This is a genomic window from Agrobacterium sp. DSM 25558 (genome assembly GCF_900100825.1).
Classification (GTDB): Bacteria; Pseudomonadota; Alphaproteobacteria; order Rhizobiales; family Rhizobiaceae; genus Agrobacterium.
In genome coordinates this window covers 1-9,974 of the sequence record NZ_FMUD01000062.1, presented here as the reverse complement: position 1 = coordinate 9,974, position 9,974 = coordinate 1, and the positions used below count along the sequence as shown (strand labels likewise).

At 56.1% G+C, this 9,974-nt stretch carries 9 protein-coding genes and 1 tRNA gene; 7 read left to right on the top strand and 3 right to left on the bottom strand.

Going from position 1 to position 9,974, the window contains the following annotated elements; genetic code table 11:
• A partial coding sequence (locus DSM25558_RS27040; protein ID WP_244554329.1) for a hypothetical protein occupies positions 1 to 350 on the bottom strand: 350 nt, incomplete at its 3' end.
• 324 nt (positions 351 to 674) lie between these two features.
• On the opposite strand from DSM25558_RS27040, the gene DSM25558_RS27035 reads away from it, so the two are divergent.
• From DSM25558_RS27035 to DSM25558_RS27005, 7 genes are all read left to right on the top strand, one after another.
• Positions 675 to 2,471, top strand: coding sequence for an acyl-CoA dehydrogenase C-terminal domain-containing protein (locus DSM25558_RS27035; RefSeq protein WP_077107713.1), 1,797 nt, complete (start codon positions 675 to 677; stop codon positions 2,469 to 2,471).
• A 254-nt stretch (positions 2,472 to 2,725) separates the two neighbouring features.
• Complete coding sequence (locus DSM25558_RS27030) at positions 2,726 to 3,934, top strand: acetyl-CoA C-acetyltransferase (RefSeq protein WP_077107712.1); 1,209 nt, start codon at positions 2,726 to 2,728, stop codon at positions 3,932 to 3,934.
• Between the two features lie 14 nt (positions 3,935 to 3,948).
• Complete coding sequence (locus DSM25558_RS27025) at positions 3,949 to 4,146, top strand: hypothetical protein (RefSeq protein WP_077107711.1); 198 nt, start codon at positions 3,949 to 3,951, stop codon at positions 4,144 to 4,146.
• A 31-nt stretch (positions 4,147 to 4,177) separates the two neighbouring features.
• Positions 4,178 to 6,394, top strand: coding sequence for a 3-hydroxyacyl-CoA dehydrogenase NAD-binding domain-containing protein (locus DSM25558_RS27020; RefSeq protein ID WP_077107710.1), 2,217 nt, complete (start codon positions 4,178 to 4,180; stop codon positions 6,392 to 6,394).
• Positions 6,395 to 6,769: 375 nt separating this feature from the next.
• The gene (locus DSM25558_RS27015; RefSeq protein ID WP_077107709.1) at positions 6,770 to 7,261 is read left to right on the top strand and encodes a histidine kinase; all 492 of its coding nucleotides are present in this window, start codon (positions 6,770 to 6,772) and stop codon (positions 7,259 to 7,261) included.
• A 138-nt stretch (positions 7,262 to 7,399) separates the two neighbouring features.
• Positions 7,400 to 7,813, top strand: coding sequence for a hypothetical protein (locus DSM25558_RS27010; RefSeq protein ID WP_077107708.1), 414 nt, complete (start codon positions 7,400 to 7,402; stop codon positions 7,811 to 7,813).
• A 239-nt stretch (positions 7,814 to 8,052) separates the two neighbouring features.
• Positions 8,053 to 8,128 (top strand) — tRNA-Phe (locus DSM25558_RS27005).
• 143 nt (positions 8,129 to 8,271) lie between these two features.
• Here DSM25558_RS27005 and DSM25558_RS27000 read toward each other — a convergent pair.
• Together DSM25558_RS27000 and DSM25558_RS26995 are read right to left on the bottom strand one after the other, a co-directional pair.
• Positions 8,272 to 9,420, bottom strand: a complete 1,149-nt coding sequence (locus tag DSM25558_RS27000) for a glycosyltransferase (RefSeq protein ID WP_077107707.1) — start codon at positions 9,418 to 9,420, stop codon at positions 8,272 to 8,274.
• Between the two features lie 278 nt (positions 9,421 to 9,698).
• Positions 9,699 to 9,974: IS5/IS1182 family transposase (locus DSM25558_RS26995; RefSeq protein WP_077107706.1), on the bottom strand; the 276-nt coding region annotated here is incomplete at its 5' end.

The window sequence follows — 9,974 nt, the reverse complement described above, 5'->3', positions numbered from 1 at the left end:
CGGTAGTCGCGCTCGACATAGCGCCGGTCCATCTCGCGTTCCGCTGCGAGATCCGTGCCGCGCGGCATGTCTGCCTGCTGCCGTTCCCAACGGGCATCGAGTGCCTGCTGCCGCTGGCGAATTTCGTTGACGGGATCAAAACGGGGCTTGAGGGAAGGCCTTGCCGCGCCAGGTTCAAATCTTGCGCGATCGTTTTCAGACCGGAGGGCGTGAGTATCGGAGGCGGGACGAGCGGGCTTTGCACCCAGCAGATCCTCGATCCGGGCTTCCAGTCCTTCAATGGTGCGATTGAGCGCGTCCAGAGACGATCTGTCGTTTTGACGATGGGAATTCGATCGCAATCCGTTCATCTTCCTGCCCGCTTCATCGTTGCCCGGTTGTTTGCTTCACCCGTTGACCGAATGGTCTGAGCGAAACAAAGGTCTTTGTATTAAAAGTGACTCCACGATTCGACGCGGTCCCTGAACAGGAACAATTGACCAAATGTGGTTAACAAATCGTTAATTAGTGATTTCTGTTTTAATACTTTCTTTAATATTTGGCTTGCGCGAAGCTTGCCGACTACACGTCAAAATCGTGCGAAATGTCATTTGACGTTTACGCGCACGTCAAATATTGTGCTCCCCATGTTTACGCCGGATCTGTCCGGCAAACGATGCGGAGGATCATCGGTAATGCCTGTCTACAAGGCCCCTGTTCAAGATACGCTTTTCATTCTGAATGATGTGCTCGGCATCGAGCGCTATAACAATTTGCCCGGTTTCGAGGATGCAACTCCCGACATGATCGAGGCGATTACGGGCGAGGCGGCAAAACTCGCCGAAGAGCGCCTGTTTCCGCTCAATCTTTCGGGCGACCAGCAGGGCTGTAAGCGCAGCGCCGATGGTTCCGTTGCCGTGCCGGATGGCTTCAAGGAAGCCTATGACGAATATTGTGCGGGTGGCTGGATCGGCCTTGCCGTGCCGCCGGAATTCGGTGGCCAGGGGCTTCCCTACACGCTGCATGCGGCCATCGGCGAATATATGTCGTCCGCCAATCTCTCGCTGATGATGTATCCGGGCCTCACGCAGGGCGCGATTGCCGCTGTCCTCGCTCATGGCTCCGATGAGCAGAAGGCGACCTATCTGCCGAAGATGGTGGAGGGAACATGGTCCGGCACCATGAACCTGACAGAGCCGCATTGCGGCACCGATCTCGGACTGCTGCGCACCAAGGCTGTGCCGCAGGCGGACGGTTCCTACAAGATCACGGGTCAGAAGATATTCATCTCCGCGGGTGAACATTCGATGACCGACAATATCTTGCATTTGGTGATCGCCCGCATCGAAGGTGCGCCAGAGGGAACCAAGGGCATCTCGCTGTTCATCGTGCCGAAGTTCCTCGTCAATGACGACGGCTCTCTGGGTGCGCGCAACGGAGTCATCTGTGGTGCGCTGGAACACAAGATGGGCATCCACGGCAACTCCACCTGCGTCATGAATTATGATGATGCGACAGGTTATTTGCTGGGTGCAGAGAACAAGGGCCTCTCGGCCATGTTCGTGATGATGAACGAAGCTCGTCTTGGCGTGGGTCTTCAGGGCCTGTCGGTTGGCGAAATCGCTTACCAGAACGCCGTCGAATATGCTCGCGAACGCATTCAGGGTCGTTCTCTCTCGGGCGCGAAGGCCCCGGATAAGAAGGCCGATCCGATCATCGTCCATCCGGACATTCGCCGTACGCTGATGACCATCAAGGCATATAATGAAGCAGGCCGCGCCTTCCTGCTCTGGACTGCACTGCAATCGGATATCGCCCACCGCGCGACCGACGAGAAGGAGCGTCAGGCCGCAGACGATCTGCTCGGCCTCGTGACGCCAATCCTCAAGGGTGTGCTGACCGACAAGGGCTTCGACCACGCCGTTATGGCGCAGCAGGTGTTCGGCGGTCACGGTTACATCGAAGAACACGGCATGAGCCAGTATGTCCGCGATGCCCGCATCACCATGATCTATGAGGGTGCCAACGGCATTCAGGCGCTGGACCTCGTTGGCCGCAAGCTCGGCCTCAATGGTGGCCGCGCCGTCATGGCGCTGTTCAAGGAAATCGGTGATTTCTGCGAGGAAAACCGTGGCGATGAGAGCCTTTCGCTCTACACCAAGGGTCTCAAGAAGGGTCTGAACGATTTGCAAGCCGCCACCATGTGGTTCATGCAGCACGCGATGGCGAAGCCCGACAATGCCGGTGCTGGTTCCACCGACTACATGCACCTCTTCGGCCTCGTGGTGCTGGGTTACATGCAGGCCCGCATGGCAAAGGCTGCACAGGTTGCGCTGTCCTCCGGCTCTGCTTCTGATGAGCGGTATCTGAAGACAAAGCTTGTCACGGCGAAGTTCTATATGGAGCGCATTCTGCCGGAAACGGCGGTTCGCAAGATTCGTATTGAGGCTGGTGCCGATACGATGATGGAATTGGCTGCTGAGGCGTTTTGAGGGTGGGAGCAAGGGGCAAACCCCTCACCAACAAAATCTAAGACTTAGCTTTGCTAAGATCTTGATTTTGTGTCCTCTCCCACAAGGGGAGAGGTAGTACGCGGAGAGCGCGGCGTGTTTATCTCTCCCCTTGTGGGAGAGAAAGCGATTTCAGCATCTTAGCTTTAGCTAAGTGCTAGAAATCGCAAGTGAGGGGTCCACTCACGACCTCCAAAGATTTCGAAGGCATTCACATGCCGACAGGGAGATGAGAAATGACTGACGTATACATCTACGACCACGTCCGCACCCCGCGCGGACGCGGCAAGAAGGATGGTTCGCTGCACGAAGTGCCGTCCGTTCGCCTCGCCGCCAAGACGCTGGAAGCGATCCGCGACCGCAACGGGCTTGATACCTCAACCGTCGATGACATCATCATGGGCTGCGTCGATCCGGTCATGGATGCTGGTGCCGTGATCGCCAAGGGTGCGGCTTTCGAGGCGGGTTACTCCACCAAGGCACCGGGCATGCAGATTTCGCGCTTCTGCGCGTCGGGTCTCGATGCCATCAATTTCGCAGCCGGAAAGATTGCCGCCGGTGCCGATGAAATCGTCATCGCGGGCGGCGTGGAGAGCATGTCGCGTGTCGGCATGGGCATGTCCGGCGGTGCCTGGTACATGGACCCATCCGTCAGCTTTCCTGCGTATTTCATGCCGCAGGGCGTGTCCGCCGATTTGATCGCCACCAAATACGGCTTCAGCCGCGATGACGTGGATGCCTTTGCCGTCGAAAGCCAGAAGCGCGCTGCGCACGCCTGGGAAAATGGTTACTTCAAGAACTCCGTGATCCCGGTCAAAGACCAGAACGGCATCACCATTCTGGATCGCGACGAGCATATGCGCCCCGGCACGGATATGCAGGCGCTCGCACCGCTCAACGCATCCTTCCAGATGCCAGGCGAAATGGGCGGCTTCGAGGCCGTCGGCATCATGGCCCACCCGGAAGTGGAGCGCATCAACTATGTTCACCATGCGGGCAACTCATCCGGCATCGTCGATGGTGCTGCTGCCGTTCTGGTTGGCTCCAAGGCTGGCGGCGAGAGCATGGGTCTGAAACCCCGCGCCCGCATCCGCTCCTTTGCCAATATCGGCTCCGACCCGGCGCTGATGCTGACCGGCCCCGTCGACGTCACCGAAAAGCTTCTGGCCAAGACCGGCATGTCGATTGCCGATATCGACCTTTTCGAACTCAACGAAGCCTTCGCCGCTGTCGTGCTGCGTTATCTCCAGGCCTTTGACATCAGCCACGACAAGATGAACGTCAACGGCGGCGCGATTGCCATGGGCCACCCGCTGGGTGCCACCGGCGCGATGATCCTGGGCACAGTTCTGGACGAGCTGGAACGCCGCGATCTCAACACCGCACTGGTCACGCTTTGCATCGGTGCGGGCATGGGCACGGCAACGGTTATCGAGCGGGTTTGATTGAGGCGACGAGCATGGCGGGCTATCAAAACGAGACAAAGCGCCACTTCCAGAAGAGGCTCGACAAGGACATGGCCGAGGCTGCTGAAGCAGCCGGTCGCGTTGCGCCTGCCCAAAGCCACGCACGGATGAAAGCAGAGGGGCGAGGACTGATTATCGTTCTTGCTCTGCTTGTCGTTCTGCTTTGCTACCTGCTCGGCGTCTTCGGTTAGCACAAGAAATTCAGGGAAGAGGAATCCCAATATGAGCACTTACACCAATTTCACCGTCGAAACAGACGCAGACGGCATTGCCCTTGTCACCTGGGATATGCCGGAAAAATCCATGAACGTCTTTACGGCGGAGGTCATGGAAGAGCTGAACGCTATCGTTGACGCAACCGTTGCAGATGCGGCCGTCAAGGGCGTGGTCTTCACGTCAGGCAAGAGCAGCTTTTCCGGCGGCGCGGACCTGTCGATGATCAAGTCCATGTTCTCCTTCTACAATGAAGAGAAGGCCAAGAACCCGGATGAAGCGTCCAAGAAGCTGTTCGATCTCGTCGGCAAGATGAATGGCCTGTTCCGCAAGATCGAGACCAACGGCAAGCCATGGGTTTCCGCCATCAACGGCACCTGCATGGGTGGCGCGCTGGAACTGTCTCTGGCCTGCCATGGCCGTGTGGCCTCCAACGCCAAGAGCGTCAAGCTGGCGCTGCCGGAAATCAAGGTCGGCATTTTCCCCGGTGCCGGCGGTACGCAGCGCGTTTCGCGCCTCACGGATGCGCAATCTGCCCTCCAGATGATGACGACCGGCCAGTCGCTGACGGCCAGCCGCGCCAAGTCCATGAACCTCGTGCACCAGGTGGTGGAGCCGGATCAACTTATCCCCGCTGCCAAGCAGATGATCAAGGACGGCCTGAAACCCGTTGCTCCCTGGGATGAGAAGGGCTTCAAGGCTCCCGGTGGCGGCATCTGGACACCCGCTGCGGCTCAGCTGTGGCCTGCCGCTCCAGCCATTCTGCGCCGTGAAAGCGCGGGCAATTATCCGGCAGCGCTCGCCATTCTCAAATGCGTTTACGAAGGTCTGCAATTACCCTTCGACACTGCCTTGAAGGTAGAGCAGCGCTATTTCACGGAAATCCTGCGCTCGAAAGAAGCGTTTGCGATGATCCGCTCGCTGTTCATTTCCATGCAGGAACTGGGCAAGGGCGCGCGCCGTCCCGCTGGCCAGCCCAAGAGCGATCTGAAGCATGTCGGCGTCGTCGGCGCGGGCTTCATGGGCGCGTCTATCGCTTACGTTACCGCCGTTGCCGGTCTTGATGTCACGCTGATCGACCGAGATGACGAAGCCGCTGCCAAGGGCAAGATCACCTGCGAAGGTCTAGTGAAAGACAGCGTCGGAAAAGGCCGTATGACGCAGGAGGAGGGTGCCGCCATCCTCGCCCGCATCACGCCAAGCTCCGATTATGCTTCGCTGAAAACCGCAAACCTCGTCATCGAAGCCGTGTTTGAAGACCGCGACGTGAAGAAGGCCGTGATCGAAGCGGTGGAAGCCGTGCTGCCGGAAGGTGCAATTTTCGCTTCCAACACCTCCACCCTGCCCATCACCGGTCTTGCGCAGAATTCCAAGCGCCCAACGGATTTCATCGGCATCCACTTCTTCTCGCCAGTCGAAAAGATGATGCTGACGGAAGTCATTCTCGGCAAGGAAACCGGCGATAAGGCGCTGGCCGTGGCGCTGGATTACGTCGCCAAGATCAAGAAGACACCGATCGTCGTCAACGACACCCGCGGCTTCTTCGTCAATCGCTGCGTGCTGCGTTACATGGCCGAAAGCTATGATATGCTGATCGAAGGCGTGCCTGCGGCCATGATCGAAAATGCCGCGAAATTCGCCGGCATGCCGGTCGGTCCGCTGGCGCTGAACGATGAAGTCGCCATCGACCTCTCCTACAAGATCCTCAAGGCCACCGTTGCCGATCTAGGCGAAAAGGCGGTCGATCCGCGACACATGGATCTGGTCAAGAAGATGGTGGAAGGCGAGGGCCGCTTTGGCCGCAAGAATGCCAAGGGTTTTTACGATTATCCGGCCAAGCCCGCCAAGAAGTCCCTCTGGCCCGGCCTGAAGGACCTCTACGCGCAGAAGAAGCCTGAGGATGTCGACATGGACGTGCTGAAACAGCGCTTCCTCGTTACCATCGCGTTGGAGGCTGCTCGCACGGTCGAAGAAGGCATCGTCACCGATCCGCGCGAAGCCGATGTCGGCTCCATCCTCGGCTTCGGCTTTGCGCCCTACACCGGTGGTGCGCTATCCTACATCGATGGCATGGGCGTAAAGACCTTCGTGGAACTGGCCGAGAAACTGAGCCAGAGCTACGGTCCGCACTTCGCACCGACCCCATTGCTTAAGGACATGGCCGCAAAGGACGAGACCTTCTACGGGCGGTTCGATCCATATGGCAGTGCCGCAAAGGCGGCATGAAGATCAATCAAACGACGACAGGCCCTTCGGGGCCTGTTTTTTTATACGAGGGTTGTTAAAAACCTATGACGGTATCCGCCAGACCATGGCTCGATTGTTATGAGATTGTAAATCTATACATCGACGCAACCGATTTTCGACAAAAAATACGTGCGCAATAAATGTGTAATTCTTTGGGTTGAGACCGTTAGAGCAAAAATTATGATATTTTACATAAAGGAATTTGAGGCCGCCCATTAACCGTCTCAATATCATTCTTCATTACTTGCAATTATTTGGTTTCATAAAGCTGTATTTTTATTTTATATCCATTTTGGCAATGGCTGAGGCACCTTTGCTGTCGGTTAAAGCGCGCCTCAACCCAAAGGATTTCCCATGAAAAGAATTATTCTCGCCGCCGCCATCGTGCTCGCTCCATTTTTTGCCCAGGCCGAAACACTGAAATTTCCGAGCGACGCGCCCATCGCCTCCGTAAAAATCCCGGATGACTGGGAACCCAAGGAAACCATTTCAGGCATCGAGGCGACCTCGCCTGACGCCGCCATCTATTTTTCGATAGATGTCGCCACTGACGAGAACATGGACAAGGTCATCGAAGACGCCATCAAATTTCTCACCGATAACGGCGTGACCATCGATGAAAAGACCAAGTCCGATTCCGGTGATGTCGAAATCAACGGCATGACATTCGGTAGCATCGAGTTTGACGGTAAGGATGCCGATGGTCCGGTCGAGGTCTCGCTTGGCTTTGCATCTCCCAAGGAAGGTAAAATGCTGGTCGTGACCTACTGGGGTACAAAAGCCACGCAGGATGCACACAGCAAGGAACTGGTCGGCATTCTAAAATCTCTGAAGCCAGCGAAGTAAGCTTTTCGGCGGGTTTTGGTCTTCCACTTCAGGTCAAGAACAAAACACTGCATCCTTTTGTGTCCTTCTGCGTTTGCAATTCATCCACGATCTGGCCGCAACTCTTGCGGCCAGAACTGCACATGAGAGGAAAATTGCATGAGGGCGCCGATACGTTCCCATGGGTTCGACAAGCCGTCAGACCTTGAAGACGAACTTTCTCAACTGGATGATGATGTGAAGCCAACAGCAACAAGCAAGCCCGCTGGCCGCGCCAAGCCGCCGGAGAAAGCCGCGATCGATGCGTCGTTGCGCAAAGAGGTACAAGAGCTCCGCCACGAGATGGATGCCATTCGCAAACAGGTGGAAAAGCTCCAGATCGCGCGCTCCAATGTATCGCAGCCGACCTCATCCCATCAACGTCACAGCGGCGATATCGCCAACTGGCTTCCAGTCGTCCGCTCCGTCGCGATCACCTCACTGGCGGGACGCATCTTTGCATCTTCGCCGATCATGGCACTGCTGGTTGCGGCAGTACCCTTCGCTCTAGGGCTGACTGCAGGATCGAAATAACGGAGCCGGGCGAACTGCCTATGTGAGCTGTGCCCTGACTAAACCTGACGCTTCACGTTGGACATTCGCTGCAATGAGGAGCATCTCTACGCCATCCACAAGCGCCGCCAAAAAACTGTCAAAAAAGTTGCAGCAGGCGCTTGCCATGGCCGAACAAGATGTTATAACCCCGCTCACTTCCGGGGCAGAATGCTTCTCCGGCGCTTACCAAAAGCGATGGTTCGTCACGAGCCTGTAGTGCCCGAATAGCTCAGTTGGTAGAGCAGCGGATTGAAAATCCGCGTGTCGGTGGTTCAAATCCGCCTTCGGGCACCATTTTTCCTCTGCAACAAATATGTTGTTATGGGTGGTGATACCCCTCTTAGCTAGTCTCGCGGGCATTCTCATAAGTTGTCGGTCGGTATTGGGGCTTAGCGCCCTCAACACTCCCCGATCATCTCAAATCAACGTTTGCTAACTTACTCGACCGTCATTAAATCGTCGCGCGAAAAATTCTTGTCCATTGTCGACGCAATGAACTGGTCGAGTTTGCGGTTGAAATTATGGGAAGCGAAGAGGTTGGCGCGGGCGTGGCATGCTTCTGGTGAAAACGCGCAATGGGCGCTTTCGAACGTGTCGACCGCATCGACAATTGCTTTTGCGGTTTGTGTTGGAAAGAGCACGCCGGTCGCATCGCGCTCGCCGTGGGGCACGACGATGTCTTGGGCTCCTCCGCGCGTGTAGGCAATAACCGGGGTTCCGGAAGACAAGGCTTCCGCCATGACGATGCCGAAATCTTCGTAGGCTGGGAAAATAAAGGCTTTTGCTTCGCTAATCGTCTTGATGAGTTCGGCACGGGGCAAGTGACCCGCGAATGAGACGTTTGGTCCCGCGCGCTCCTTGAGCCGGTTTAGTTCAGGGCCATCTCCGCAAACAATCAGTTTACGGTTCGGCATATCTTTGAACGCATCGACGACAAGATCAAAACGCTTGTAGGGAACGAGCCGCGAGGCGCAGACGTAATAATCATCCTTTTCGGCTTGCATCGGGAAGCTGTCCACATCGACGGGAGGATGCAGGACGTAGGAACGACGTCCGTAAATTTGCTCTATGCGCCGTTGAACGACAGAAGAGTTGGCGAGCAACACATCCGCCCCCTGCGCGGATCTGTAATCCCAAATGCGAAGCTTATGGAGTGATTGTCGCAAAATCGGGCCAAACGGCAGCTTGGACATGGATGTTCGCCGCATATATTCGAATGTCTGGTCCCAGGCATAGCGCACGGCGGTATGCACATAGGCTATATGGCGTTGATGGGGGTGAACGATCACACCTTTGGCAAAGGCGGCGCTGGACGACAGAACCAGATCATATTCCGCCAGATCGAAGCTCTCTATCGCAGAGGGGCAAAACGGAAATGTGTACCGGTAGTAATTCTCTCTGAAGGGTAACCGGTCAAGATAACTCGTAAAAATTTCACGCGCGCCGATTTTCTCCAAGTCACTATCATTAAGGAAATTGAATAATGTGTAAAGATCACTGGGACCGGTGCTTTGCATTATTGCTGACAATACTTGCTCTGCACCGCTGAAAACAGGAAGCCAGTCATGAACTACAGCGACTTTCATTATAACTCTCTTGATATCCACGGAAAAGGTATGCCCAAGGCGGACAAGCTATGAATTAACGCCACTCAGTAGTCGATAAAAAAATAAGCATTTCGTAAATTATTTCATTCGCGCTTGGGCGGCGCTATCTCACACGCGGTGGAGTTTGGTCACGAGCCGGATATCCCGTGTTCCTGATGACCTGAAAGCACGCTCAACACCGGCGTTTCGCAGCCGCGCCCTCAGCCGGATATGGTGAGGGTTGAGCACCCCGAAACCTAGGCTCAGGACTCATAAAATCAGAGCCAGAAGATAACAGCGGCGGCGATGCAAATGCTTGAGAAGAAGGTATGTGCGCAGCGATCGTAACGTGTGTGGATGCGCCTCCAGTCCTTTAGCTTGCCGAACATGTTCTCGATTTTGTGGCGTTTCCTGTAGAGAACAGGATCGTGCGGGACGGGCACTTTCCGGTTGGACCTTGAAGGGATGCAGGCGTCGATCTTGCGCTCGGCTAAGGCAGCGCGAAACCAGTCGGCGTCATAGCCCTTGTCCGCCAGCAACGTCCTGGCCTTCGG